This is a genomic window from Azospirillum sp. UENF 112521 (genome assembly GCF_058780665.1).
This window is the reverse complement of the sequence record NZ_JBSNCI010000002.1, coordinates 2,117,533-2,143,344: the sequence shown is the minus strand read 5'-3', so window position 1 is coordinate 2,143,344 and position 25,812 is coordinate 2,117,533. Positions and strand designations below refer to the sequence as shown.

The window sequence follows — 25,812 nt, the reverse complement described above, 5'->3', positions numbered from 1 at the left end:
CGTGTAAAGGAAAGCCCCCGCATCGTCGGCCGTACTGCCGGCCGCTGCCGACCCCGCCCCCATGGTGCCGAGTCCATGTCGCTGATTTTCCAGATCGTCCTGCCGATGTTCGGCCTGATCGCCCTTGGCTTCTGGGCGGCGCGCTACCGTGGCTTCAGCACTGCGATGGTCCAGGGGCTTTCCCGTTTCCTCGGCATCTATGCGCTGCCGGCGCTGCTGTTCTCCAACATGGCGCGGGCGGACATCCCGGACCCGCTGGAATGGGCGGTGCTGGGCTCCTTCTACATCGCGGCGGTCGCGGTCTTCCTGGTCGGCGGGCTGTGGATGCGGATGGCCGGCCGGCGGGAGCAGATCGCTCCCATCGGCCTTGCCAGTTCCTTTTCCAACATCGCGCTGTTGGGATCGCCGATCATCATGGAGGCCTATGGGCCGACCGTGGCGGTGCCGGTGATGCTGCTGATCGTCTTCCAATCGCCCCTGCTGTTCACCTCGGCCACCATGCTGGCGGAAACCCAGCGATCGGCGCGCAACGGTCGGACCGGGCGGCCGGTGAAGGCGACGCTGGACGCCGCCAAGGCGACGTTGACCAGCCCGCTGGTGGTGTCGGTCATTTTGGGGCTGGCCGCCAATCTGATCCATCTGGCGATCCCGCCCATGGTGATGAAGAGCTTCACCATGATGGCGCAGACGGTTCTTCCCTGTGCCTGTTTCACGCTGGGGGCGTCGCTGGCGCTCAGCCCGGCCTCGGGCGCGGTGCTGCCGGCCACCGTGGTGGCGCTGTTGAAGACCGGCTTGCACCCGCTGCTGACTTGGCTGCTGGCCACCCAGGTCTTCGACCTGCCGCCACTGTGGGTCGCCCCGGCCGTGACCGCCGCGGCCTTGCCCATCGGCATCAACGCCTATGTTTTCGCGGAGCGCTACAATGCCGGGCGCGAGGTAGTGTCGATGTCTCTGCTGATCTCAACCCTGCTGTCGCCGGTGTCGATCTCCATTGCCTTCATGGTGTCGTCCGCAGGATGACGCCGGACCGGAACGACCCACGGGTATTGCCGGAGAAATTTCAAATACGCTGAATTTACTTGATGGGTCCGTCGATCCATCCGAAGGGGGCGGCGGCGTGTTCCACGCCGCATGCGGCAGTGTGGCCGCTGTTACCGCCATTGATGGGAGAGAAAAATCCTGTTAGCCTCTAATTGTATGAATTTCTAAGCATCATGATATCGGTAAGGCTGTGTCTTGATCTTCCAGAACACGGAATATGATAAGCCGCCGGTTCGGCAGCGGGAACTGGCCGGCATCTTTCCGGATAACAATAAATCCGCCTCTTCTGTCGCATATCATAGTATGCTCAAGACTCTGAACGCTTCAGGACCGAAGAAAATTGATAGCAATTGTGTCATATCAAAGACTCGCATAAAAATAAGCGCGTTAATCATTGCAAAAGATTTTCCGGGTGAGATGGCGCAGCGATGGCCGTGCCGGCGGGCAGGCCGCCTCGATGCCATTCCCGGAACCGGCGCGGGAGTCCGTCCCCGCAGGCTTTCATCGACCGGAGCGGCGTCGCGCGGCCGCCGCACGTTCCTCCGCCCCAATGCCATACCGGATCGTTCGCGCCACGGACAGCCGGCCGACGCAGGTGCCCCATGACCCTCCTCAACAACTTCCACATCCCCGTCAAGATGGCCATTCCGGCGACGACGGCGATCATCGGCATGCTGGTGATCGCGCTGCTCGGCTGGTCGGCGATCACCCAGCAGTCGACGCTGCTCGACGCCCTGTTCAACCGTTCCTTCACGCGGGAAGCGGAAATCCAGGGGCTGACCGACACCCTGACGGTGGCCCACGCCGGCATGTACCGGACGGTGATCCTCAGCAGCGCGAACGCCTCGCCGAAGGCGGTGGAAGAGGAGATGAAGGCCCTCAGCAACCAGCTCGGCAAGCTGAAGGGCCAGTCGGAGGCGCTGAAGGGCGCCACCGCCGACACCGACGAGGAGGCGAAGTTCTTCGAGCGGTTCGGTGCCGACGCCGCCACCTATCTGGCGAAGGTGGGCAGCTTCCTCGACCTGCTGAAGATGGGCGTCGATCCGCTGGACTTCCTGCAGGAGGTCCAGGCCGCCTATACGCGATTGCAGGGAACCAGCCGCGACTATCTGACCTACAAGCGCAAGGTGTCGACCGACGCCTACGCCGAGGTCAACGCATCGGTCGACAACACCACCCAGGCCTTCATGGCGGTGGCCGCGGCGGCCCTGCTGGTGACGGTCGGCGTCGCGCTGTTCATCGGCATGAACATCGCCCGCCCGATCGTGCGCCTGACCGACGTGATGGAGCGGCTGGCCCGCGGCAACCTGGAGGCGGACATCCCCGCTGCGGAGCGCGGCGACGAGATCGGCCAGATGGCCCGCACGGTTCAGGTCTTCAAGGAAAACGCCGTCCGCGTGCAGGAACTCTCGCGGGAGCAGGAGGCGATGCGCCTGCGCAACGAGCAGGAGCGGCGGCAGGCGATGACGGCGCTCGCCAACGACCTGGAGGCATCGGTCAAGGCGATGATGGGCGAGGTGGTGCGGTCGGCGACGTCGATGCGCAACGAAGCCAACTCGATGCTCGACAACGCCAAGCAGACCAGCCACCACAGCGACAGCGTCGCCCATTCGGTGCAGGAGGCGACCAGCGAGGTCGAAAGCGTCGCGGCCGGTGCCGAACAGCTCCGCGCCTCCATCGACGAGATCACCCGCTCCATCAGCCAGTCGGCGCTGCTCGCCCGTGGTGCGGTGGATGAGGCCGGCCGCACCGACAGCATCGTCCAGGGGCTGAGCGAAGCCAGCCGCAAGATCGAGGAGGTCGTCGGCCTCATCCAGTCCATTGCCGGCCAGACCAACCTGCTGGCGCTGAACGCCACCATTGAGGCGGCGCGCGCCGGCGAGGCGGGCAAGGGTTTCGCCGTGGTCGCCCAGGAGGTGAAGAGCCTCGCCAACCAGACCGCCAAGGCGACCGAGGAGATCGGTGCTGAAATCGCCGCGGTCCAGGCCGCGACCCATGCGGCGGTCGGCGCCATCCGCGCCATCGTCGGCACCATCCGTCAGGTCGACGAGTCCCTCGGCACCGTCGCCGCCGCGGTGGAGGAGCAGGATGCCGCCACCCGCGACATCAGCGCCCGGTCCCAGCGTGCCGCCGTCGACACCATGGCGGTGATGCAGGAGATGCGTCTGGTCCAGCAAGCCGCCGAAACCACCGGCCACTCCGCCGGATCGGTGCAGAACACGACCGAGGAACTGTCGCGCAGCTTCAACCGCCTCGACCATGAGATCGAAGCCTTCATCACCCGCATCACCGCGGCGTGATGGTGGGGGTGTGGCGGTGAGGTAAAACGAAAAACGCCCTCTCCCGCATTGTGTGGGAGAGGGCGTTTTTCGGTCCAGCTGCCAGCCTTTTCGGAGACGTCAGACGCTCTCCAGCACCTTCTTGCGCGCATCCGCCCACGCGCGTGCCGTCGTCGGCCGGCCGTCGGCGTCTATCAGGCCGTGGGCGAACAGTTCCTCGGCATGGCGGATGAAGAAGGCGGCGGTGCTCGACCGCTCCCAATGCTCCATCCAGTTCTGCTCCAGGAAAGCCAGAATCCCCGGCTGGCCCAGTTCGACCTCCCACAGCACGCCGAGCAGAGACGTCTGCTGCTCCTCATGCATGCAGTCCTCGAAGCACAGGCGCTTGTCGGCGCGCGCCTCCTTGCGGGCAGTGGTCTCCGGGCCCGGACCCAGGCCGTAATCGATCAGCGTCCGCCGTTCCGGCGCCGCGCACAGCCAGTGCGCCACCTCATGCACGATCACCGTTGCTTCGACATCGGTGCGGATCACCTTGCCGTCCCACATGAAGGAGCGGCTGGGCGGCTCGTCCAGCGTGTCGATGCCGTGGGCATGGGCCAGCCGCACCGCATCCGCCCGGTGGGCCGGCGTGTCGACGCCACCGCCCGGCTCGGCGTCCGGCCGCACGGGCCAGGTCGCGGCGATCCGGCGGAAGGCGGCGCGCGCTTGCGCATGGCCGTCCAGATGGGCGTCGAAGGCCGCGATGGCCTTCGGCATGTCGTCGATGGCGATGGGGGTCAGGATCATGAGGCCTATGTGCCCAAGGGGGCGTCCCGGCGCAAGGGGAATGTAACCGTGCAGAGCAGCAGGGCTGCCCGGCAAGACAATGGCGCCGGCAAGTCCCGGTCTTTTCGGGGCCTGCCGGCGCCATAACTGTCATGGTGCCGCTTGGAACGGTTGCGATTTCTTACGCTGCGCGCATGTCGGACAGGAAGCGCGACACGAAGCCGCGCAGGTCGGTTGCCTCATGGTTCAGCCCGTCGGCGGCGGTCAGCACCTCGCGCGAGGCATCGCCGGTGGAGGCTGCGGCCTCCGACACGCCGGCGATGTTGCCGGACACCTGCTGCGTGCCGCGCGCCGCCTGCTGGACGTTGCGGCTGATCTCCTTGGTGGCGGCACCCTGTTCCTCCACCGCGGCGGCGATGGTGGTGGAGATGTGGTTGATCTCGGCGATCACCCGGCCGATCTCGGCGATGGCGCCTGCCGCCTGCCGGCTGATGTCCTGGATGCCGGCGATCTGGCTGCCGATCTCCTCGGTCGCCTTGGCGGTCTGGCTGGCGAGGCTCTTCACCTCCGACGCCACCACGGCGAAGCCCTTGCCGGCCTCGCCGGCGCGGGCCGCCTCGATGGTGGCGTTCAGTGCCAGCAGGTTGGTCTGGCTGGCGATGTCTGTGATCAGTTGCACCACCTCGCCGATGCGCTGGGCGGCATCGACAAGCCCGCGGACGGTGCCGTCGGTCTTCTCGGCGGTGGCGACCGCCTGTCCGGCGATCCGGGTGCTTTCCGCCACCTGCCGGCCGATCTCGGCGATGGATGCCGTCAACTCCTCCGTTGCCGCGGCCACCGTCTCCACATTGCCGGTCGCCTCATGCGAGGCATTGGCAACCGCATCGGCCTGCCGGGTGGTCTGCTCCGCGGTTGCCGACATGGTCTGGGCGGTCGCCTGCAACTGCGTTGCCGCCGCCGACACCCGGCCCAGCGCCTGCAACACCAGCCGGTCGAACTCCTGGGTCAGCCGGTCGATGCGCTCGCCGCGGCTGCGCTGGGCCTCGTGGTCGGCGCGCTGGGCCTCGGCCAGCCGGTCGCTGTCGATCAGGCTGTCCTTGAAGACCTGCAGCGCCTTGGCCATGCCGCCGATCTCGTCGGCGCGCTGCAGGCCGGGAATGTCGACGCTGCGGTCGCCGCCGGCCAAGCGGGTCATGCGGTCGGTCATCGCCACCACCGGCCGCGACAGCCCGCGGCCGATCAGCAGTGCCGTCGCCAGCCCCAGCACCACCGCGATCAGCGAGGCAACCGTCATCCCGCCCCGCGCCTTGTCGATGAAGGCGCCGGTCGCCATGCCCAGGCTCTTCTGGGCGTCGACGCTCGCCACGGTCAGTTGCTCCGCCTCCTTGGCGATGGAGTCGCCGACGGGGATCAGCACCTCGTTGACCAGCCGGTCACGCTCGGTGGTCGCCTTGACCACGCCGTTGAAGCCGGTGATGTAGACGCGCAGCATGGCGGTGTAGGACATCGCCATCTTGCGGCGGTCCATGTCGGTCAGCTTCGCCATCATCGCACCGCCACGGCTGGCGGCGTCGGTGAACTGGGACCGGGTCTGGCTGGCCAGTGCCGGAGAGCCGTCGACGCTGTAGCGCGTCGCCGAAATCCGGGCCGACAGCATGTGGCGCAACGCCATGCCTGCCAAATAGGCAGCGTCGGTGTCACCCCCGGTGCTGGCGCTGTCCATGATGTTGTCCAGTGCGCTTTCCAGCCGCGGGCCGATCTCGTCCAGTTCGGAGATGGCCTTGCTGCGCTGGGCCTGGAAATCCATCGTGGCGGCGAAGGCCTCCTGATACTGGGCGATCTCCTGCGCCATATGGTCGGCGGTCTGCAACAGGGCAGGGTCGGTGACCAAGGCGCGGGTCTTGTCGATGGTCTGCGCCGCCTCCTGTGCCGTGCGCCGGACGGTCGCGCCGACCTCCGGATCGCCGGTCAGCAGGAAGCGGGTGGCCTGCTGGCGCATCTCCAGCATCAGGGCCTGGATGCGCCCCAGTTCGTTGGTCTGCTGGCCGAGCCGCCGGTAGGTGTCCACCGCGCCGCCGGCCTCCGACAGGGCCGCCACGCCTATGCCGCCGATCAGCACCAGGAACACCAGAATACCGGCGCTGGCCGCCGTGATCTTCGTTCCTACGGAAAAGCGATTGAAAAGGCTCATGGCCGGGGCCTCCATCGGCACGGGGGTGCTGCGCGGAACCTAAAAAGGTCAGCAATTGCGACCTGTTCCAAAAAGCCGGTTTCAGGAAGCATGCCACATGCCCCGGTATGGGCCGGCCTTGCGCGCCGGTAACCGAAGAGACCCATGAATGACCTAGGGGAAAGCAGTCGTTCTGCATCGTTGGAATAAACCGCAACGCCGGATGTTTGCCTGTTTCGTTGGACTGCGGGTGGTGGGCGTCCGGACGCTTTCACGGGCGAACAGTCCATTTTTTGTGCCGCGGCGGTCACAGGAGAGGCATTTTGAACATCCCCCCGTATCGTGATATATGCCAAAGGGCGCAGCGGCCGTCCGGGGTCGTCGCCGATCCCCCATCTCCCGGTCCCTGACGCTTTGATCCGACGGCTGGCCATGTCCATTCCCGACGCGCCCCTTTCCGCGGCTTCCCCGGATGCCCGCACCGTTCCCGCCCGTCCTGCGGCCAGTCGCCCCCCGGCGGACCGATACGGCCGTCCACGGCGCGGCTGCCTGTCGGTCGTCATTCCCTTCTACAACGAGGGCCCCAACATCGACGCCCTGTTCGCCCGGCTGGTGCCGGTGCTGGACGGGCTCGGAATGGATTGGGAGGTGGTGTGCGTCAACGACGGCAGCCGTGACGACACCGTCGACCGGCTGCTGGACGTCCATGACCGCGAGCCCCGGGTGAAGGTCGTCGACCTGTCGCGCAATTTCGGCAAGGAACTGGCGCTTTCCGCCGGGCTCAGCCACACCACCGGCGACGCCATCGTACCGATGGATGCCGATCTGCAGCATCCGCCGGAACTGCTGCCGGCTTTTATCGCCAAGTGGCGCGAGGGGTTCGACGTGGTGGTCGCGGTGCGCCATGCCCGTGTCGGGCAGAGCCTGAAGCACCGGCTATTCGCCCGTTTGTTCTACTGGGTCTTCGACCATCTGTCGGAGATCAAGCTGCCGCGCGAGGTCGGCGATTTCCGCCTGATGGACCGCCGCGTCGTCGAGGTCATCAACCGGATGCCGGAGCGCACGCGCTTCATGAAGGGCATTTTCGCCTGGGTCGGTTTCCGTCAGGCCGCGATCCCCTACGAGCAGGGCGAGCGTGCCGGAGGAGACACCAAATGGGGCTTCGTCAAGCTGCTGCGCCTGTCCTTCGACGGGTTGACGGCCTTCTCCACCTTCCCGCTGCGGGTTTGGAGTCTGGTCGGCATGGCTATGTCCGGCGTTGCCTTCGTCTATATCCTGATCCGGCTGATCCGCACGCTGATCCATGGCATCGACGTGCCCGGCTATGAGTCGCTGCTGGTCGCCGTGCTGTTCCTGGGCGGCCTCCAACTGATCACCCTGGGCATCATCGGCGACTATCTGGGCCGCGTCTTCGCCGAGGTGAAGGGGCGTCCGCTGTTCATCGTCCGCTCCGCCCACGGCTTCGGTCCGGCGGACGGCCGGCACGAGCATGACCTGGACCCTGTCGGCGAAAGCTTCGGCGACGGAACAGCGGGGCAGGAGCCGCGCCGATGAGCATCGAGTCCCGTCTGCACACCGGCGACGCGGAGGATGCCGGTGGCGCTTCCCGCCGTCCGCGTCCAGCTAGCGCCGCACCCTCCACCGCCACGGCGGCCGGCCGCGCGCTGCCGCGTGGCGAGGCGGCCTTGTGGGACGGACTGTCGCGCGCGCTTCTTCTGGGCGTGCTGATCCTGGCGGCGCTGACCTTCCTCAGCTACGGCATCAGCACCGACGAGGAGGTGCAGCACATCTACGGCAAGAAGCTGCTCTCCTATTACCTCAGCGGCTTTCAGGACCGGTCGGCCTTCCATTTCAAGGATCTGGCCTATTACGGTGGGCTGTTCGACCTCGTCACCGCGGTGATCGTGCCCTTCTCCCCCTTCGAGGAGTATGAGACGCGGCACCTGCTCTGCGCGCTGGTCGGCGTGCTGGGCATTGCCGGAACCTGGCGTTACACCCGGCTGCTGGCCGGTCCCCGCGCCGGCTTCATCGCGGCGGCCCTGCTGTCGCTGAGCGGCGTCTATTACGGCGCCATGTTCAACAACACCAAGGACGTGCCTTTTGCGGCCGGCATGGTGTGGACGCTCTATTTCGCCACCCGCATCCTGAAGCAGATGCCGCGTCCCAGCCGGAGCGCCGTGCTGAAGTTCGGGCTGGTGCTGGGCATGACGCTGGCGATCCGCGTCGGTGCGGTGCTGGCCGGCTTCTATCTGGCGGTCGCCATGGCGCTGCATTTCGCGCTGGTCACCCGGCAGGAGGGGCACCGCTGGGCGCTGGCCGATGCGCGGCGCGCCTTCCTGTCCCTGTGGCCGGCAATCCCGGTCGCCTACGCCATCATGGCGGTGTTCTGGCCCTGGGTGGTGCAGCGGCCGTTCCGCAACCCGCTGGAGGCGCTGCGTGTCGTCTCCCACTTCCCGATCGACATCCAGACGCTGTTCATGGGCGAGCTGGTCCACTCGAACGACCCGCCCGCCCTGTATCTGCCGGTCTATCTGGCGGTGAAGCTGCCGGAAGCGGTGGTGATCGGTGTCGGGGCCGCGGTCATCATGGCGGCGGTGTGGCTGGCCCGCGGCGGCTGGCGGCGCGCCGGTGCCTTCACCGTGGTCCGCTACACCCCGCTGGTGCTGGCGGGCTTCCTGCCGATCCTGCTGTTCGTGCTGATGCGGCCGTCGGTCTACAACGGCATCCGCCATTTCCTGTTCCTGGCGCCGCCTTTCGTGGTGATGGCCGCGATCGCCGCCGACCGGCTGTGGACGCTGTCGCAGCACGGCGGCCGGGCGCTGGGGCAGGGGTTCGCCGCCGCGATGACCGTGGTCGCCGTGGTGTACGCTTGGCAGCTGGGCGCCATGCATCCGAACCAGTACGTCTATTACAACCAGTTCGTCGGGGGCGTACGCGGCGCCGACGGCAAGTTTGAGCTGGATTACTGGGGCAATTCCCTGCACGAGGCATTGCAGGAGCTGATCGAGTATGTCGAGCGCGAGAATGACGGCCATGCCCCGCCGCGGCAATACACGCTGACCGTCTGCGGCAACACGCTGGCGGTGCGGTTCGAGCTGCCGCCCTGGCTGCGCCTGGTGAACGGGATCGAGCCGGATTGGCGCAAGGCGGACTTCTTCCTGGCCTTCACCCAGGTGAAGCGCTGCCCGTCGCTGCTGGACGGCCATCCGATCCTGGAGATCGCCGCCGACGACGTGCCGCTGTCGGTGGTCAAGGACCGCCGTCCGCCAAGGGCCGAAATCCCCACCGAATAGGCGCTGACGGAAAACCGGCGCCAGCCTGCCAAGCCTGACCTGATGGGCGGTGGCGGAGCGGCTGGGGAGTACCCCGGCGGCTCCCGTCCCGTCTTTCGCCGCATCGCCCTTCGCGGACCTGTCCGCCGGTCGTACGTCTGCCCACTCTCCAGCCTCGCGATTGGGACGGGGTGGAGGTGTGCATGCGGCGCGGACTGCTACACGGGCTGCGGCACGGATTGCTCTGGGGCGCTTTGTGCCTGCTGCTGTGGAGCGTTCCGCTCGGTCCGACCGGGGCCATCGGGCTGGACCGGGCTCCGGACCCGTTGGTCGATGCGGTCACCCGTGCGGTGGAGGAGCGGCAGCCGGCGGCCGGAACCGGCAGCCTGGTGGTCGGCGTCATCCGCGACGGCCGGACGCTGGTGGTCGGGCGTGGCGATGCCGGGCGCCCCGATGGCGGGCCGGCCGACGGGCGTACCCTGTTCCAGATCGCGTCGCTGACCAAGCCCTTCACCGGCACCATCATGGCGGACCTGATGCGGGAGGGCCGGATCGACCCCACCGACCCGCTCCAGCGCCATCTGCGCCGGGTCGGCGCGGTCCCGGTCTCCCATGTGCCGGACTATGACGGCCGTCCGATCCGGCTGCGCGATCTTGCCACCCACACCGCCGGCCTGCCGAACGTGCCGGAAACCTCCCGCTTCTCCTGGAGCCGGCTGGAGGACCCGCGCAATCCCTATAAACCGCTGTCGCGGGGCGAGCTGGCGCTGTGGCTGTCCGATTACCGGCTGCCGGTGCCGCCGGGCTTGCGTTTCAGCTATTCCAATGCCGGCATGTCGGTGCTGGGCGAGGCGCTGGCCGCCGCCGCCGGCCAGCCTTACGAGACCTTACTGAAACGGGTGGTGACCGACCGCTTCGGGCTGCGCGACACCACCTTGCACCCGACGGCGGAGCAGCGGATGCGCAAGGCGGCTGGCCATGCCCACGGCCGGACCGTGCCGGATTGGGAGGCGCCGGCGATGCTGCCTGCCTTCGGCCTCTATTCCTCGGCCGACGATCTGCTGCGCTGGCTCTCCGCCAATCTCGGCGATTGCCCAGGCGCTGCCGCCGTTGGGCCGGACGGTCACGGCTGTGCGCCGCCGGTGGCAGCCACCCTGGCGCTGGCGCAGTCGGTGCAGGTCGATGGCCGGTCGTTGGCCGACCCCGGCAGCCTGGGAAGCGGAGCGATGGCGCTCGGATGGTTCGTCGCCTGGGCCACGGACGGCACGCCGATCCATTGGCATTCCGGCTCCACCGGCGGCTTCAACGCCTACATCGCCTTCTCGAAGGCGCATCGCTGGGGCGTTGTGGCCCTGACCAACAGCGATCCCGATCAGGTCACCGCCGACCATGTGGTGATCGACCTCGTCCGCCGGTTGGAAGCGCGGCCGGAGGTGGCGAGTCTGCCCTGAGGCCCGGTCGTGCAGCCGCGGTACGGTTCAGTGCAGGCGCCGCAGCGGCTTGACCGGGATTTCGACATCGGCGCGGGCCGGAGCGATGGGACCAGCCTGATGATGGGCGAGACGCCAGTTGCCGTTTTCGCGGGCGAACAGGTTGGTGGCCGCCAGGACGGCATCGCCCAGCGTTTCCTCGCAGACCACCAGTGCGGTGTTGCCGTGCAGGGTGACCCGCTCGTTCCGAGCCGCCACCGTAATGCCGCTGGGTGTGCGCAGAACGTCGCGCCAGCTTGTCAGCACGGCGTCGCGCCCGAACAGGGCGGTCCAGCCGGGATGGATGCAGGAGATGGGCAGCGTTTCCGCCCAGAGGGCTTCCATCGCGGCGGCGTCGCGGTTGGTGAAGGCCCTGTAGAAGGCTTGGTTCAGGGCCAGCAGCGTGTCGCGGTCGGTCATGTCTTCATCCGGGCGATGGTTCCGGGAGATCGGACGGCGCCCGGCCCAGCGGGCCCGGCACCGCGACCGCTTGTAAAGAAGCCATCACTCATGGGCAAGCGCCGGTCCGGACGGATCCGGGCCGGCGCTGTGACAATGAACGCATCGGACCGGCTCAGGCAGTCAGATCGACGCCCTGCGACTTTGCAGGAGTCGAGGCCGACCCGCTGGCCGCCGCTCCGGCCGCCGCCGTGGCGGCCTTGCCGGCCGACAGCCCGGCGATCGGATTGGACAGGTCGAGCGTCAGTTTGGTGACGCCGTCCTTCGAGGTGGTCGGCTTCAGCACCGCCAGCCCCTTCATCCCGTCACCGCCGCCGCCTTTGGCGGCCATGTCGTTCAGCTTGCCGAGGATGTCCTTGATCTCATCCTCGCTGAAGCCTTCCGACCGCACGATCATGCCGGTCGACTTGCCGGTGGCGGTGGTGGTCATGCCGGTGGCGCTCAGTGCCATGTCGCCGCCCTTGCCCAGCGAGGCCTGCAGGCGCTGGTCGTCGCGGCGGAAGTCCAGGGTCGATTTCGCGAAGGAGATCTTGACGCTGCGGTCGCCGTCCTGGATTTCCAGGTCGATCCCGTGCGACTCGATCGACCATTGGGACTGGGTGGCCTGCATGTCCACCGACAGGTCGCTGAGATTCATGCCGTCCAGCTTGGATTTCAGCCCGTCGCCGAAGCCCTTCACGGCATCGTCGATCCGGTTCTGCGGAACGCCGAGCGCGCTCAGCGTGTCGCCGAGACCCTGTTTCAGGGCGTCAATGCCCTTGCCGAACATGCCGGCCAAACCCTTGCCATGATCCAGTGCCGACTGCATCAGCGACTGGGCCTGCTTGGCACGGTCCACGCCGCTGCCGGACGCCAGGGCGCTCCCGCCGCCCGCTGCCCCGCCCGCGGCCTGGGCGCCGCTCTTGCCGGTCATGCTGTCCAGCAGCGATTCCATCGACTGGCTGATGGTGTAGGCCGGCGACTGGGACTTCTTGTCTGCCTTGTCGCCGTCCACTGTTTTCGCGTCCGATTTGGCCAGCGCGTCCTTCACCGTGCCGGCCGTCTTTGACGAGCCGTTCTGCACAGCCGTGGACAGCACCGACGGTTTGCCGTTCGGGCCGCTGAGCTCCGTGTAGTACATGGATGCCCCCGCATCGCGTTGTTTGTGTGCAAGCGGAAGCATGATGCCGGCAACCTTTACCGTTTGTTAATTTCATGGATTTCTTTCAATGATTGAAACAAATTCGTTTCCTTACTAAGTGTCGACGACTGTGAAACTACATCCGATAACTTGCCGCCACTTGTTCCGCCTGCGTGATGAGCTGCGACGAGCCGCGGCTTTCACCAAGGAGAAGGGGCTGCTACCCTTATCGCCAAAGGACCCGGAAGAAGGGAGCCAGCCATCATGACGAACCGACTGTCCATCGCCCTCGCCCAGATCAATCCCGCCGCCGGCAACCTCGCCGCGAATGCCGATCGACTCCGCGCCGCAAGGGCTGAGGCCGCGGCGCGCGGCGCCGATCTGGTCGTCTGCCCCGCCGCCGGCCTGTCCGGTGCCCCGTTGCTGGATCTGGCCGCACTTCCCGCCTTCCTCGACGCGGTGGAGGCAACGGTGCAGGCGCTGGCGGAGGAGACCGCCGACGGTGGACCGGCCTTGCTGGTCGGCGTGCCCTGGCGCGGGGAATCGGTGACTGGGGAGTTGGGGCGCAATGGATCGAAGCGTCACAATGCCGCGCTGTTGCTGGATGGCGGTAAGATTTCTGCGGTTCGTTTCCAGGCCGTAACGGACTTCGGCGAAATCGGTGGGCCGGAGGAGGATCGTTTCGATAGCGGTCTGATGCCGGGTCCGGTGAATGTTCGCGGGGTGCGGATCGGCCTGCTGGTCGGCGGCGACCTGGCCACCGGCGACGTTGCGGAAACGCTGGCGGAAAGCGGTGCCGAGCTGCTGGTGGCCATGCTGGCAAGTCCCTTCGCTCCCGGTCGCGCCGATGAGCGGGTCCAGGCCGCCGTCGCGCGGGTGGTGGAATGCGGCTTGCCGCTGGCCATCGTGAACCTCATCGGCGGGCAGGACGAGCGGGTGTTCGACGGCGGCAGCTTCGCGCTCGCTCCCGGCGGGCGGCTGGTCGCCCAGGCTCCGCTGTTCGCCGAACATCTTCTGCTGACCCGGTGGGAGCGCGGAGACGATGACGGTTGGGACAGTTCCGATGCCGAAACGATTGCTCCGGCCGAAGGAACTGAGGCGCTTTATGGCGCACTGGTGCTGGGTCTGCACGATGCCGTAACGAAATCCGGCGCGCCGGGAGCGGTGGTCGGTTTGACCGGCGGGCTGGACTCGGCGCTGGTCGCTGCCATTGCCGTCGATGCGCTGGGGCCGGAGCGGGTGCTGGCGGTCCGGGCACCGCTGCCGGGCAGTCCGGAGGCGGAGTTTGCCGGAACCCTGGCCGACAGCCTGGACGACGCGGCGGAGATCGTGGAGTTGTTGGGCTGCCGCCTCGACAATGTTGCGCTGGCGCCGCTGTTGAAGGCCGCCGACTCGCTGCTGGCACCCGCCTTTGCCGGCCGCGAACCGACCGTGGCGGTCGACCGGATGCATTCCCGCCTGCGTGCCGCGACCCTGGCGGCGCTGGCGGAGCGGATGGGCGCCCTGCTGCTGTCGAGCGTCGACCGCACCGACCGCTTGCTCGGCCTTGCACCGGAAGAGACGGGGTTCGGCTATGCCGTGCTGGCCGACGTGCCGAAGACGGCGGTGCTGGAACTGGCGCGCTGGCGCAACGGCAACCAGCCGGCGGCTTCGCGCGGGCCGGCCGGGCTCGTGGTGCCGGAGCGGGTGCTGACACGCCGGATGAAGGCCGAAGCCCCGGCTGGGCTGCCGCCGGCGGAGGCATTGGACGATCTGCTGGCTGCTCTGATCGATGAGGGGCTGGCACCTGCCGGCCTCATGGCGCGCGGCCATGCCGCAGAGACGGTGATGGCGGTCTGGCGGCTGGTGGTTCAGGCGGAAGCGGGCCGTCGCAGGGCTCCGCCGGGTCCGCAGGTGTCGCGCCGGCCGGCGACGCGGCTGCGGCGCTTTCCGATTGCCGGCGGCTTCACCGATCTGCCGTAGAGCGGGCAGGGTGAAGGGAAGAGCGGCGCTTCTTCACGCCCATCCCGATGTCATGCAGGCATCGTCCCCGCGGTCCAAAGTTTTTTTGTGGTAAGTCCCTGTCCTGCAGTACGGCAGGACAGGGAGCCATACGTCACGTAGCTTTGAATGACCGTAGAACAACCTTCGCCATTTCTTTTGACCTCGGTCAAAGGTTAAAGAGGTCGAAGTCGGAGCTTACGCGGCTTCGGTCAACGCCAGCTGCGGGCGGCGCAGGCTGGACTGGATGGTGAAGGGCGCACGGACGCCGCCGTTGAACAGCTCGGCGCATTCCAGGGCCTTCAGCACGCGCTCTTCCGGCGGCTGGCCGACGGTGGAGGCGAGCGAACCCAACGCATAGTCCGATCCGCAGCCGATGGCGTGGTAGCCGCGCACCGCCTCGCCGACCTGATAGTCGGACTGCACGGTGAACAGACGGCCTTCAAGCCCGACCATGAAGGTACCGCCCGTCTCCACGTCGTTGGAGCGGTGGGCGTAGCCGCCATCCTTCAGGCAGTTGCGGACGGCATCGACAAAGTCGACGACCATGTAGCGGAACAGGTCGGCGTCATGGTCGCGGGATGGGACCTCCAGCCGGTAATGCAGCAGTTGGCCCATGCGGAAGGAGCTGGTGAAGCCGATCAGGCTGTCGCCGTTGCGGAACACTTTGGTGTCGGCGCGGACGGTGATGTCCAGCCCGTTCACCCCGGCGCTGTCGCCGCCCATCCACACGCGATCGCCGTCCACCAATCCCACAATGCAGGTCATCGCCAACCCTCGCCTGATAAAAAGAAACCGAGGCAAAGGGTGTGGGAAGGCGGTTAATGAATTATTGCCCAGCTTTGTGACATTGGCCGTGACAAAGGAGGTATCGCTACCCCCTTCGTCGTGAACTCGTCTTCGTTACTTCACCAGATCGACCAGAGCCTTGACGGTATTTTCCGCCCCCTCGGCGATCTGGGCCAGTGTGGCGTCCAGCATGTAGCAGGGGGAGGTGACCACCTTCAGCCCCGGATCGACCACGATCTCGCCATGGGTGGTGGTGCGATGGACCGCCCCCATCGCTTCCAGGGCGGCGACGGTGCCGGGATCGTTGCCGACGGTCAGTTCCACCCCCTGCTGGCCCAGGATCTTGGCGAGGATGGCCGGCGCGATGCACAGCGCGCCGATCGGCTTGCCGGCGGCACGCATGGCGGCGACGGCGGCCACCACCTGCGGGTTGACCGAGCAGTCGGCCCCCTTGAAGGCGAAGTCGCTGAGATTCTTGGCGGCACCGAATCCGCCGGGGAAGATCAGCGCATCGACGTCGCCGGCCGAGAACTCGCTGAGCGCGGTGATCTTGCCGCGGGCGATGCGGGCCGACTCGACCAGCACGTTGCGGCTCTCGCCGGTCTCCTGGCCGGTCAAATGGTTGACGACATGGGCCTGCGGAATGTCGGGAGCGTAGCATACCGCGACCGCCCCCACCCGGGCGATGGCCAGCAGGGTGCAGACCGCCTCGTGGATTTCCGTGCCGTCATACACGCCGCAGCCCGACAGCACGACGCCGATGCGCAAGCTCTTGTCCGCCATAGGATGTCTCCGAGATTGGATTTGCCGCCAAGCTAACGCAGCCCGTTTCCCGCGCCTACCGTGGCAACCGATGCAATGCCCGACCTGTTGCGCAGATGCATCGGTCGCGGACCGCTTTCGGAAGGCGCGCCGACCGTGCTAGGACTGCCCGCCTGTCCCGTTTGCAACCCGAGTCCTGCCATGTCCACCGCCGTCCGTTTCGCCCCCAGCCCGACCGGCCGCATCCATGTCGGCAATGTGCGGCTTGCCCTCGTCAACTGGCTGTTTGCGCGCAAGACCGGCGGAAGCTTCATGTTCCGGCTTGACGACACCGACGAGGAGCGCTCCACCCAGGAATTCGCCGACGCCATCGCGGCTGACCTCACTTGGCTGGGCCTGACCTGGGATCGTTTCGCCCGCGAAAGCGACCGCTATCCGCGCTATGACGAGGCGGCAGCCGCACTGAAGGCCGCCGGCCGGCTCTATCCCTGCTACGAGACGCCGGAGGAACTGAACCTCAAGCGCGCCAGTCTGGTGTCGCAGGGCCGTCCGCCGATCTACGACCGTGCGGCACTCCGCCTGACCGACGGGGACCGCGCCCGGCTGGAAGGGGAGGGCCGCAAGGCCCATTGGCGCTTCAAGCTGACCCCGACTCCGGTGGAATGGACCGACCTCGTCCGCGGGCCTGTGCGGTTCGAGGGCACGTCGCTGAGCGATCCGGTGCTGATCCGCGAGGATGGCCGGCCGCTCTACACCCTGACCAGCGTGGTCGATGACGCCGACTTCGCCATCACCCACATCATCCGCGGCGAGGACCATGTCGCCAACACCGCGGTGCAGATCCAGATTTTTGAAGCGCTCGGTGCGGCTGTTCCGACCTTCGCCCATCTGCCGCTGCTGACCGATGCCGGCGGGCAGGGGCTGTCGAAGCGGCTGGGCAGCCTGTCGGTCGGCAGCCTGCGCGACGAGGACGGCATCGAGCCGATGGCGGTCAACAGCCTGCTGGCGAAGCTCGGCACCTCCGACCCCATCGAGGCGCGGCTGACGCTGGACGAGCTGGTGGCGGAGTTCGACCTGTCGAAGATCGCCCGCGGAACGCCGAAGTTCGACCCCGAGGAGTTGGGCCGGCTGAACGCCCGCATCCTGCACCTGACGCCGTTCGAGGCGGTGGCCGCCCGGCTGGAGGCGCTGGGCCTGACCGGCGCCGACGCCGCTTTCTGGGACGCGGTGCGGCCAAATCTGGCGCGGCTGGGCGACGCGCAGGACTGGTGGGCGGTGACCCATGCGCCGGTGACGCCGCTGGTGGAGGATGCCGCTTTCCTGGCCCAGGCGGCGGCGCTGCTGCCCGACGGGCCGTGGGACCTCGGCACCTGGGGCGCCTGGACCAATGCGGTGAAGGGGGCGACGGGCCGCAAGGGCAAGGATCTCTTCCTTCCTCTGCGCCGCGCGCTGACCGGGCGCGACCATGGACCGGAATTGAAGAACCTGCTACCCCTGATCGGACGGGCGCGCAGCCTCCGGCGCTTGGCCGGCGAAACCGCCTGAAACACTATATTTTCTGGGAGTTCGGACCGTGCCGTTGGACCTCTACAACACGCTGACCCGCCGTAAGGAGCGCTTCGAGCCGCTTCGCCCGGACCATGTCGGCATGTATGTCTGTGGTCCGACCGTCTACGACACGGCCCATATCGGCAACGCCCGGCCGGTGGTGGTGTTCGACCTGCTGTTCCGGCTGCTGTCGCGGCTCTATCCGGCGGTGACCTATGTCCGCAACATCACCGATGTGGACGACAAGATCATCGACCGGGCGCGGGACAGCGGCGAACCGATCGACGCGCTGACCGCCCGCACCACCGATCTGTTCCATGCCGACATGGACGAGCTGAACGCGCTGCGCCCGACCATCGAGCCGCGGGCGACCCAGCATATCGGCCAGATGATCGCGCTGATCGCCACGCTGATCGAGCGCGGCAACGCCTATGCCGCGGAAGGGCATGTGCTGTTCTCCGTGCCGTCGATGCCGAGCTATGGCCAGCTGTCCCGCCGCTCGCTCGAGGACATGATCGCCGGCGCGCGGGTCGAGGTGGCGCCCTACAAGTGCGATGCCTCCGACTTCGTGCTGTGGAAGCCCAGCAGCCCCGACCAGCCCGGCTGGGACAGCCCCTGGGGCCGCGGCCGTCCGGGCTGGCACATCGAATGCTCCGCCATGGCGAAGGAGCATCTCGGCGCGACCTTCGACATCCATGGCGGCGGTCTGGACCTGATCTTCCCGCACCATGAGAACGAGATCGCGCAGAGCTGCTGCGCCAACGGCACCGACCGGCTGGCCCGCACCTGGGTCCACAACGGCTTCGTGACGGTCGAAGGCGAGAAGATGTCGAAGTCGCTCGGCAACTTCTTCACCGTCCACGATCTTCTGGACGAGTTCCCGGGCGAGGCGATCCGCCTGACCCTGCTGAGCGCGCATTACCGCCAGCCGCTGGATTTCACCCGCGAGGGCATCCGGCAGGCCAAGGGAGCGCTCGACCGCTGGTATCAAGCGCTGCGCGGCGAGCCGGCGGCGATTCCGGCCGAGCTGCCCTTCGACGTGCTGGCGGCACTGGAGGACGACCTGAACAGTCCGCTCGCCATCGCGCATCTGCACGAGCTGGCGACCGCGGTGAACAAGGCGAAGAGCGATGCCGAGAAGGCCGCGGCCAAAGGCGCGCTGCTGGCGGCCGGACAACAGCTCGGCCTGTTGCAGCAGGAGCCGGAGGCATGGTTCCGCTGGGCGCCGACCGGTGGGGGCGAAGGGCTGAGCGACGCCGAGGTCGAGCAGTTGATCGTCGACCGCAAGTCCGCCCGCGCGGCGAAGAACTTCGCCGAGGCCGACCGCATCCGCAAGGAACTGGCCGACAAGGGCATTGTCCTCGAAGACGGTCCGCAAGGTACGACCTGGAAGCGGGGGTAATGCGCAGATCCGCCCTTTTCCGCTGAGGGAAAGGGCGGTCTGTCCGGCATTGTTTCCAAGGCCGCAACAAACCTTCACCAACTCTGCGGATTATCCCGCGTGCCGATCCGGCCTAATCTTCTCCTCAGACAAAACGCGGCCCATCTGGCCCACCTGATCGAGGAGACCCTGACCATGATCGACACTCGCACCGCCCCCTATGCCGCCTTCCTGCTGCGTGTCGGCCTCGGCCTGCTGTTCCTGGCGCACGGCCTTGTGCTGAAGGTGCTGACCTTCACCATTCCCGGCACCGTCGGTTATTTCGAGAGCATCGGTTATCCCGGCGTCTTCGCCTATCTCGTGATCCTGGGCGAGATCGGCGGCGGGTTGCTGCTGATTGCCGGCGTCTACACCCGCTGGATCGCGCTCGCCCTTCTGCCGATCATGATCGGAGCGACGCTCCAGCATGTCGGCAATGGCTGGGTGTTCAATGCGCAAGGTGGCGGTTGGGAGTTCCCGGCCTTCTGGACCGTCCTGCTGGTGGTGCAGTCGCTGCTGGGCGAGGGCGCCTTCGCCCTGAAGGTTCCGGCGCTGGGCGCCCAGGCCGACCGTCGCGAACTGGCCTGATCCGCAACCAAAACCGGTATTCGATGGCGGCGCGGAGCGGGGAGGGGGCAATTTGCCTCTTCCCCGTTCCGCGTCGCCGTCCCATTTGGTAGACAGGACGGAGACCAACCGGAGAGCCTGATGACCGTTTCGCCGAACGACCAGCACAAGACGGAGTCCTCCGGGGTCCTGAATTTGCTGGACGACCTGATCGCCAAGGCGCGTGCCGCCGGTGCGGATGCCGCCGATGCCGTGCTGTTCGACAGCGCATCCGTGTCCCTCGCCCACCGGCTGGGCAAGACCGAGAAGCTTGAGCGCTCCGAATCCGGCGATCTCGGCCTCAGGGTGTTCGTCGGCAAGCGGCAGGCCATCGTCTCCTCCACCGACCGCAGCGGCAAGGCGCTGGACGAACTGGTCGAGCGCGCCATCGCCATGGCCCGCGTGGTGCCGGAGGACGGCTTCGCCGGCATCGCCGATCCGGACCAACTGTCCCGCAGCTGGCCCGACCTCGACATCTGCGATGATGAGGAGCCGTCGGCGGAAACGCTGATCGAGCGGGCGCGAATCGCCGAAGAGGCGGCGCTGGCGGTCCAGGGCGTCACCAACTCCGAAGGGGGCGATGCCGGCTGGAGCCGCTCGACCATCGCGATTGCCGCCTCCAACGGCTTCGCCGGCAGCTATGGCGTATCGCGCCAATCGCTGTCGGCCTCTGTCCTGGCCGGCACCGGCACCGGGATGGAGCGCGACTATGATTATGACAGCAAGGTCTATGGCGCCGACCTGCGCGATCCCGCCGAGATCGGCCGCGAGGCCGGCGAGCGTGCCGTCCGCCGCCTGAACCCGCGCCGGGTGAAGAGCTGCAAGGTGCCGGTGTTCTTCGACCCGCGGGTGTCGCGCGGCCTGCTCGGCCACCTGACCGGCGCAATCAGCGGCCCCAGCATCGCCCGCGGCACCAGCTTCCTCAAGGACAGGATGGGGCAGCAGATCTTCGCGTCCTCCATCACCATCGTCGACGACCCGCATGTGAAGCGCGGCCTGCGCTCCCGTCCCTTCGATGCCGAGGGCGTCGAAGTGTCGCGGCGCACGCTGATCGAGGACGGCGTGCTGACCACATGGCTGCTCGACCTGCGCTCCGCCCGGCAGCTCGGCCTGACCACCACCGGCCACGCCGCCCGCGGCACCTCCGGCCCGCCCGGCCCGGCCCCCGCCAACGTCTACATGGCTGCCGGCAAGCGCAGCCGCGCCGACATGCTGGCGGAGATCAAGGACGGCTTCTACGTCACCGACCTGATGGGCATGGGCGTCAATGGCGTCACCGGCGATTACAGCCGTGGCGCCGGCGGGTTCTGGATCGAGAACGGCCAGATCACCTATCCCGTCAACGAGATCACCATCGCCGGCAACCTCAAGGACATGTTCCTGAACATGGAGGCGGCCGACGACCTGGAACTGCGCTTTGGCATGGATGCGCCGACCGTGCGCATCGACGGCATGACCATCGCCGGCATGTAGCCGTTGCTTAGGGCGGAGGCAGCTCCGCCCGTCTCTTCATCGTTTGGCATCGTTCTTGCGCAGACAGCGGGCAACCCAAAGCGGGTTCGCCCGCTTTTTGTGCTGCATTTCCGCCACTCTGCCTGTCCAAACGTCAGCCAGGCCCTTGCGCACATCTGCCTGATCTGTTAGCAATCTGCCGTTTTTTTGGGCGAAATGCTGAAGGTTTGTGCAAATGGATGCGGCAAAGACGGGTGGCGACGTCCTTTTCGTGCTGATGGGCGCGGTGATGGTGCTGGCGATGCATTGCGGCTTCGCCCTGCTGGAGGTCGGGACGGTCCGGCGCAAGAATCAGGTGAACGCGCTGGTGAAGATCCTGTCGGACTTCGCCATGTCGACCATCGCCTATTTCTTCGTCGGCTATGCCGTGGCCTACGGCATCGATTTCTTCGCCGACGCCCACACGCTGGTCGGCAAGGGAAGCGGCGGCTTCGCGGCCTATGGCTACGACCTGGTGAAGTTCTTCTTCCTCGCGACCTTCGCCGCCGCGGTGCCGGCCATCGTCTCGGGCGGCATCGCCGAGCGCGCCAGGTTCTGGCCGCAGGTCGGCGCCACGCTGGCGCTGATCGCGCTGTTCTACCCGCTGCTGGAAGGCACGGTCTGGGGCACCCGCTTCGGCCTGCAAAGCTGGATGGCCGCGACCTTCGGCCAGCCCTTCCACGACTTCGCCGGATCGGTGGTGGTGCATGCCTTCGGCGGCTGGGTGGCGCTGGGTGCCGTGCTGAACCTCGGCAACCGCCGCGGCCGCTACCGGCCCAACGGCTCGCTGATCGCCATTCCGCCGTCGAACATCCCCTTCCTGGCGCTGGGCGCCTGGGTGCTGTGCGTGGGCTGGTTCGGCTTCAACGTGATGAGCGCCCAGGTGCTGGACGGCGTGACGGGTCTGGTCGCGCTGAACTCGCTGATGGCGATGGTCGGCGGCATCGTCACCTCGCTGGTGATCAGCCGCACCGACCCCGGCTTCGTCCACAACGGCGCGCTGGCCGGTCTGGTGGCGGTCTGCGCCGGGTCCGACGTGATGCATCCGCTGGGCGCGCTGGTCACCGGCGGCATCGCCGGCCTGCTGTTCGTCTGGGCCTTCAACAAGTGCCAGATCGACTGGAAGATCGACGACGTGCTGGGCGTCTGGCCGCTGCACGGTCTGTGCGGCCTGACGGGCGGCCTGCTGGCCGGCATCTTCGGGCAGGAGGCATTGGGCGGCCTGGGCGGCGTGTCCATCCTCAGCCAGATCGTCGGTACGCTGGGCGGCGCCGGCTTCGGTCTGGCCTCGGGTCTGGCGGTCTACGGCCTGCTGCGCGTCACCGTCGGCATCCGCCTCGATCCCGAGCAGGAGTACAAGGGCGCCGACCTGTCGTTGCACCACATCACCGCCTACCCGGAGGAGGACGCGCCCGGCATGTAATGCGCCGCGCACAACGCCGCCGCCCCCTGGGCGACTCTTGCTTTGCCGGGGCGGCGGCTTTAGTGTCCGGCGCGAACTCCTCCCCCTCACGACGCCGGATTTTGACCGCCCCATGAAGGCCGCCATCGTCGTTTTCCCCGGCTCCAACCGCGAACGCGACGCCGTCGCCGCGCTGGAGGCCGTCAGCGGGACCAAGCCGCATCTGGTCTGGCACCGCGACACCGAACTGCCCAAGGTCGACCTGATCGTCGTGCCCGGCGGCTTCTCCTATGGCGATTACCTGCGCTCCGGCGCCATGGCGGCGCATTCGCCGATCATGCGCGAGGTGAAGGCGCGGGCCGATCAGGGCGTGCGGGTGCTCGGCATCTGCAACGGCTTTCAGATCATCACCGAGGCCGGTCTGCTGCCCGGCGCGCTGATGCGCAACGGCGGACTGAAGTTCATTTGCCGCGTCCAGCATCTGCGGGTGGAGAACACCGACAGCCCCTTCACGGCAAAATACGCCAAGGGTCAGGTCGTGCGTTACCCGATCGCCCATGGCGACGGCAACTATTGGACCGACGCCGAAACGGTGAAGCGTCTGGACGGCGAGGGCCAAGTGGCCTTCCGCTACATCGCCGACGAGGCCCGCGCCGATCCGCGCGGCAATCCCAACGGTTCGGTCACGGACATCGCCGGCATCTTCAACGCCAAGCGCACCGTGCTCGGCCTGATGCCGCACCCCGAGGACGCGGTGGAGTCCCTGCACGGCAACACCGACGGCAAGCCCATGTTCGAAGGTCTGGTGGAGGCCCTGTCGTGAGCGCTGAAGCTACCAGGGCGCAGGAGCGTCCGGTCACCGTCGAACTCGCCAAGGAGTTCGGCCTGTCCGCCGAGGAGTACCAGAACGCCCTGGACATCCTGGGCCGCACCCCGACCTTCACCGAGATGGGCATCATCTCGGTCATGTGGTCGGAGCACTGCTCCTACAAGTCGTCGAAGGTTTGGCTGAAGACGTTGCCGACCACCGGCCCGCAGGTGATCTGCGGCCCCGGCGAGAATGCCGGCGTGGTCGACATCGGCGACGGCGACGCCGTCATCTTCAAGATGGAGAGCCACAACCACCCGTCCTACATCGAGCCCTTCCAGGGCGCGGCGACGGGCGTCGGCGGCATCCTGCGCGACGTGTTCACCATGGGCGCGCGCCCCATCGCCAACATGAACGCGCTGCGTTTCGGCTCGCCCGACCATTCCAAGACCCGCCATCTGGTGTCGGGCGTGGTCGCCGGCATCGCCCATTACGGCAATTGCGTCGGCGTGCCGACCGTGGGTGGCGAGACCAACTTCCACCCGGCCTTCAACGGCAACATCCTGGTCAATGCCATGACCGTGGGTGTCGCCAAGACCGACAGGATCTTCTATTCGGCCGCCGCCGGCATCGGCAACCCGGTCGTCTATGTCGGATCCAAGACCGGCCGCGACGGCATCCACGGCGCCACCATGGCGTCGGCCGAGTTCACCGAGGACTCGGAGGAGAAGCGCCCGACCGTGCAGGTCGGCGACCCCTTCACCGAGAAGCTGCTGATCGAGGCCTGCCTGGAGCTGATGGAGACGGACGCCATCGTCGCCATCCAGGACATGGGAGCCGCCGGCCTGACCTCGTCGTCGGTCGAGATGGCCGGCAAGGGCGGCCTGGGCATCGAACTGACGCTCGACACCCTGCCGATGCGCGAAGAGGCGATGACGCCCTATGAGATCATGCTCTCCGAAAGCCAGGAGCGCATGCTGATCATCCTGAAGCCCGGCCGCGAGGAGGTGGCGAAGGCCATCTTCGACAAGTGGGAGCTGGACTTCGCCGTCATCGGTCACCTGACCGACACCGGCAACCTCGTCATCAAGATGTATGGCGAGACCTGGTGCGACATGCCGATCGCCCCGGTGTCCAACGCCGCCCCGGAATACAACCGTCCGTGGGAGCCGACGCCGAAGGCTTCGGATGTCGCCGACAGCGTGTTCGACGGCTATTCCGAGGAACTGGGCGACACGCTGACCAAGCTGTTCGGCTGCCCCGATCTGGCCTCCAAGCGCTGGATTCTGGGAGCAGTATGACAGCCTCGTCGGCGGCGACACCCGCTTCATGTCGGGTCAGGCCGACGCCGCGGTCGTCCGCGTGCCGGGCCAGACCAAGGCGGTCGCCATCACCACCGACTGCACCCCGCGCTACTGCCTCGCCGACCCGGTCGAGGGCGGCAAACAGGCCGTGGCCGAGGCGTGGCGCAACCTGTCGGCGGTGGGCGCCCTGCCGCTCGCCATCACCGACAACATGAACTTCGGCAACCCCGAGAAGCCGCGGATCATGGGCCAGTTCGTCGGCGCCGTTCAGGGCATCGGCGAGGCCTGCAAGGCGCTCGACTTCCCGGTCGTGTCGGGCAACGTCTCGCTCTACAACGAGACCAACGGCGAGGCCATCCTGCCGACCCCGGCCATCGGCGGCGTCGGCATCATGCCGGACGCGATGATCGCCGTGGGCGTTGCCTTCAAAAATGAAGGCGACGTGATCCTCGCGGTGGGCGAGACGAAGGGCCACATCGGCCAGTCGATCTTCCTGCGCGAGATCCTCGGCCGCGAGGAGGGAGCACCCCCGCCGGTCGATCTGGCGGTTGAGCGTCGCAACGGCGACTTTGTCCGCGGCCTGATCCACGAGGGTCTGGTGGTGTCGAGCCACGACGCGGCCGACGGCGGCCTGATCGTCACCATCGCTGAGATGGCGCTGGCCGGCGGCATCGGCGCCTATCTGACCGGCTTCGACGGGCAGCATGTCCGCGCGCTGTTCGGCGAGGACCAGGGCCGTTACGTCCTGGCCGTCCGTCCGGACGTCGCCGCGACGGTGCAGGAGAAGGCCAAGGCCGCCGGCGTTCCGGTCACCGTGCTAGGCGAAACCCGCGGCACGTCGCTGTCGGGCCGCGGCGGCGAGATCGTCTCGCTGAAGCGTCTGCGCGAGGCGAACGAAGGCTGGCTGCCGGCCTACATGTCCGCCGAGCTGTAAGACGGCCGGGTCGTAAGGAAAACGGCCAAGCCCGATCAAGGTGACCGATCGAGATCGACGGGGCTGCTTCATGCGAAGCGGCCCCGTTTCTTTTTCCGGCTGGGGAGCGGCAGGCGCCTTCCGCCGTTCATGCTCTGTCGTGTACAGACCGGAAAATCGCGTTAAACTCGCCGTTCCAAAGGGTCGGATCGGC

At 67.3% G+C, this 25,812-nt stretch carries 18 protein-coding genes and 1 pseudogene; 13 read left to right on the top strand and 6 right to left on the bottom strand.

The window, feature by feature from the left end:
- Window positions 1-75: 75 nt before the first annotated feature.
- Window positions 76-1,020 carry an AEC family transporter gene (locus ACWPN8_RS12470; RefSeq protein ID WP_109445777.1) on the top strand — a complete coding sequence of 315 codons (945 nt, stop codon included), beginning with the start codon at window positions 76-78 and terminating at the stop codon, window positions 1,018-1,020.
- A 623-nt stretch (window positions 1,021-1,643) separates the two neighbouring features.
- The gene (locus ACWPN8_RS12465) at window positions 1,644-3,341 is read left to right on the top strand and encodes a methyl-accepting chemotaxis protein (protein WP_492240958.1); all 1,698 of its coding nucleotides are present in this window, start codon (window positions 1,644-1,646) and stop codon (window positions 3,339-3,341) included.
- Window positions 3,342-3,440: 99 nt separating this feature from the next.
- Here ACWPN8_RS12465 and ACWPN8_RS12460 read toward each other — a convergent pair whose 3' ends face one another.
- Entirely contained in the window at window positions 3,441-4,106 is a 666-nt protein-coding gene (locus ACWPN8_RS12460) for an elongation factor P hydroxylase (RefSeq protein WP_109445782.1), read from the bottom strand.
- A 160-nt stretch (window positions 4,107-4,266) separates the two neighbouring features.
- Entirely contained in the window at window positions 4,267-6,276 is a 2,010-nt protein-coding gene (locus ACWPN8_RS12455; RefSeq protein ID WP_492240957.1) for a HAMP domain-containing methyl-accepting chemotaxis protein, read from the bottom strand.
- 411 nt (window positions 6,277-6,687) lie between these two features.
- Here ACWPN8_RS12455 and ACWPN8_RS12450 point away from each other — a divergent pair, with 411 nt between their 5' ends.
- The 3 genes from ACWPN8_RS12450 (at window position 6,688) to ACWPN8_RS12440 (ending at window position 10,978) form a co-directional block, all read left to right on the top strand.
- Window positions 6,688-7,809 (top strand): glycosyltransferase family 2 protein, encoded by a 1,122-nt coding sequence (locus tag ACWPN8_RS12450; RefSeq protein ID WP_109445786.1) that lies wholly within the window; start codon window positions 6,688-6,690, stop codon window positions 7,807-7,809.
- Complete coding sequence (locus ACWPN8_RS12445) at window positions 7,806-9,548, top strand: ArnT family glycosyltransferase (RefSeq protein ID WP_492240956.1); 1,743 nt, start codon at window positions 7,806-7,808, stop codon at window positions 9,546-9,548. The genes ACWPN8_RS12450 and ACWPN8_RS12445 overlap by 4 nt, the downstream gene beginning before the upstream one ends.
- A gap of 182 nt (window positions 9,549-9,730) precedes the next feature.
- A complete protein-coding gene (locus ACWPN8_RS12440; protein WP_492240955.1) occupies window positions 9,731-10,978 on the top strand; it encodes a serine hydrolase domain-containing protein in 1,248 nt (415 codons plus the stop codon).
- A 27-nt stretch (window positions 10,979-11,005) separates the two neighbouring features.
- Here the strand turns inward: ACWPN8_RS12440 and ACWPN8_RS12435 are convergent, their stop codons facing one another.
- Window positions 11,006-11,416 carry a nuclear transport factor 2 family protein gene (locus tag ACWPN8_RS12435; protein WP_109445792.1) on the bottom strand — a complete coding sequence of 137 codons (411 nt, stop codon included), beginning with the start codon at window positions 11,414-11,416 and terminating at the stop codon, window positions 11,006-11,008.
- Between the two features lie 154 nt (window positions 11,417-11,570).
- Window positions 11,571-12,575 (bottom strand): hypothetical protein, encoded by a 1,005-nt coding sequence (locus ACWPN8_RS12430; RefSeq protein ID WP_247872936.1) that lies wholly within the window; start codon window positions 12,573-12,575, stop codon window positions 11,571-11,573.
- A 264-nt stretch (window positions 12,576-12,839) separates the two neighbouring features.
- Here ACWPN8_RS12430 and nadE point away from each other — a divergent pair, with 264 nt between their 5' ends.
- A complete protein-coding gene (gene nadE, locus ACWPN8_RS12425; RefSeq protein ID WP_492240954.1) occupies window positions 12,840-14,537 on the top strand; it encodes an NAD(+) synthase in 1,698 nt (565 codons plus the stop codon).
- 216 nt (window positions 14,538-14,753) lie between these two features.
- Here nadE and ACWPN8_RS12420 read toward each other — a convergent pair whose 3' ends face one another.
- Window positions 14,754-15,323, bottom strand: coding sequence for a hypothetical protein (locus ACWPN8_RS12420; RefSeq protein ID WP_109445798.1), 570 nt, complete (start codon window positions 15,321-15,323; stop codon window positions 14,754-14,756).
- A 135-nt stretch (window positions 15,324-15,458) separates the two neighbouring features.
- Window positions 15,459-16,127, bottom strand: a complete 669-nt coding sequence (elbB, locus tag ACWPN8_RS12415; protein ID WP_492240953.1) for an isoprenoid biosynthesis glyoxalase ElbB — start codon at window positions 16,125-16,127, stop codon at window positions 15,459-15,461.
- A gap of 180 nt (window positions 16,128-16,307) precedes the next feature.
- On the opposite strand from elbB, the gene gltX reads away from it, so the two are divergent.
- The 7 genes and pseudogenes from gltX (at window position 16,308) to purL (ending at window position 25,619) form a co-directional block, all read left to right on the top strand.
- The gene (gene gltX / locus ACWPN8_RS12410; protein ID WP_109445802.1) at window positions 16,308-17,651 is read left to right on the top strand and encodes a glutamate--tRNA ligase; all 1,344 of its coding nucleotides are present in this window, start codon (window positions 16,308-16,310) and stop codon (window positions 17,649-17,651) included.
- A gap of 28 nt (window positions 17,652-17,679) precedes the next feature.
- Window positions 17,680-19,056 (top strand): cysteine--tRNA ligase, encoded by a 1,377-nt coding sequence (gene cysS / locus ACWPN8_RS12405; RefSeq protein ID WP_492240952.1) that lies wholly within the window; start codon window positions 17,680-17,682, stop codon window positions 19,054-19,056.
- A gap of 174 nt (window positions 19,057-19,230) precedes the next feature.
- On the top strand, window positions 19,231-19,662 hold the full coding sequence (locus ACWPN8_RS12400) for a DoxX family protein (RefSeq protein WP_492240951.1): 432 nt from the start codon (window positions 19,231-19,233) through the stop codon (window positions 19,660-19,662).
- A 120-nt stretch (window positions 19,663-19,782) separates the two neighbouring features.
- Entirely contained in the window at window positions 19,783-21,153 is a 1,371-nt protein-coding gene (locus ACWPN8_RS12395; RefSeq protein ID WP_109445806.1) for a TldD/PmbA family protein, read from the top strand.
- Between the two features lie 214 nt (window positions 21,154-21,367).
- Window positions 21,368-22,594 (top strand): ammonium transporter, encoded by a 1,227-nt coding sequence (locus tag ACWPN8_RS12390; RefSeq protein WP_492240950.1) that lies wholly within the window; start codon window positions 21,368-21,370, stop codon window positions 22,592-22,594.
- A gap of 112 nt (window positions 22,595-22,706) precedes the next feature.
- Window positions 22,707-23,396, top strand: a complete 690-nt coding sequence (gene purQ, locus ACWPN8_RS12385; RefSeq protein ID WP_492240949.1) for a phosphoribosylformylglycinamidine synthase subunit PurQ — start codon at window positions 22,707-22,709, stop codon at window positions 23,394-23,396.
- Window positions 23,393-25,619, top strand: a pseudogene (gene purL, locus ACWPN8_RS12380) (phosphoribosylformylglycinamidine synthase subunit PurL). Before purQ ends, purL begins: the two are co-directional and overlap by 4 nt.
- Window positions 25,620-25,812 lie beyond the last annotated feature (193 nt).

Bases quoted from the DNA above. Each gene is read 5' to 3' on its own strand.
- ACWPN8_RS12390 (WP_492240950.1), top strand. From the start codon at position 21,368: ATGGATGCGGCAAAGACGGGTGGCGACGTCCTTTTCGTGCTGATGGGC.
- nadE (WP_492240954.1), top strand. From the start codon at position 12,840: ATGACGAACCGACTGTCCATCGCCCTCGCCCAGATCAATCCCGCCGCC.
- ACWPN8_RS12445 (WP_492240956.1), top strand. From the start codon at position 7,806: ATGAGCATCGAGTCCCGTCTGCACACCGGCGACGCGGAGGATGCCGGT.
- ACWPN8_RS12400 (WP_492240951.1), top strand. From the start codon at position 19,231: ATGATCGACACTCGCACCGCCCCCTATGCCGCCTTCCTGCTGCGTGTC.
- ACWPN8_RS12470 (WP_109445777.1), top strand. From the start codon at position 76: ATGTCGCTGATTTTCCAGATCGTCCTGCCGATGTTCGGCCTGATCGCC.
- gltX (WP_109445802.1), top strand. From the start codon at position 16,308: ATGTCCACCGCCGTCCGTTTCGCCCCCAGCCCGACCGGCCGCATCCAT.
- purQ (WP_492240949.1), top strand. From the start codon at position 22,707: ATGAAGGCCGCCATCGTCGTTTTCCCCGGCTCCAACCGCGAACGCGAC.
- ACWPN8_RS12430 (WP_247872936.1), bottom strand. From the start codon at position 12,575: ATGTACTACACGGAGCTCAGCGGCCCGAACGGCAAACCGTCGGTGCTG.
- ACWPN8_RS12395 (WP_109445806.1), top strand. From the start codon at position 19,783: ATGACCGTTTCGCCGAACGACCAGCACAAGACGGAGTCCTCCGGGGTC.
- ACWPN8_RS12420 (WP_109445798.1), bottom strand. From the start codon at position 15,323: ATGACCTGCATTGTGGGATTGGTGGACGGCGATCGCGTGTGGATGGGC.
- ACWPN8_RS12440 (WP_492240955.1), top strand. From the start codon at position 9,731: ATGCGGCGCGGACTGCTACACGGGCTGCGGCACGGATTGCTCTGGGGC.
- elbB (WP_492240953.1), bottom strand. From the start codon at position 16,127: ATGGCGGACAAGAGCTTGCGCATCGGCGTCGTGCTGTCGGGCTGCGGC.
- ACWPN8_RS12455 (WP_492240957.1), bottom strand. From the start codon at position 6,276: ATGAGCCTTTTCAATCGCTTTTCCGTAGGAACGAAGATCACGGCGGCC.
- ACWPN8_RS12465 (WP_492240958.1), top strand. From the start codon at position 1,644: ATGACCCTCCTCAACAACTTCCACATCCCCGTCAAGATGGCCATTCCG.
- ACWPN8_RS12435 (WP_109445792.1), bottom strand. From the start codon at position 11,416: ATGACCGACCGCGACACGCTGCTGGCCCTGAACCAAGCCTTCTACAGG.
- ACWPN8_RS12460 (WP_109445782.1), bottom strand. From the start codon at position 4,106: ATGATCCTGACCCCCATCGCCATCGACGACATGCCGAAGGCCATCGCG.
- ACWPN8_RS12450 (WP_109445786.1), top strand. From the start codon at position 6,688: ATGTCCATTCCCGACGCGCCCCTTTCCGCGGCTTCCCCGGATGCCCGC.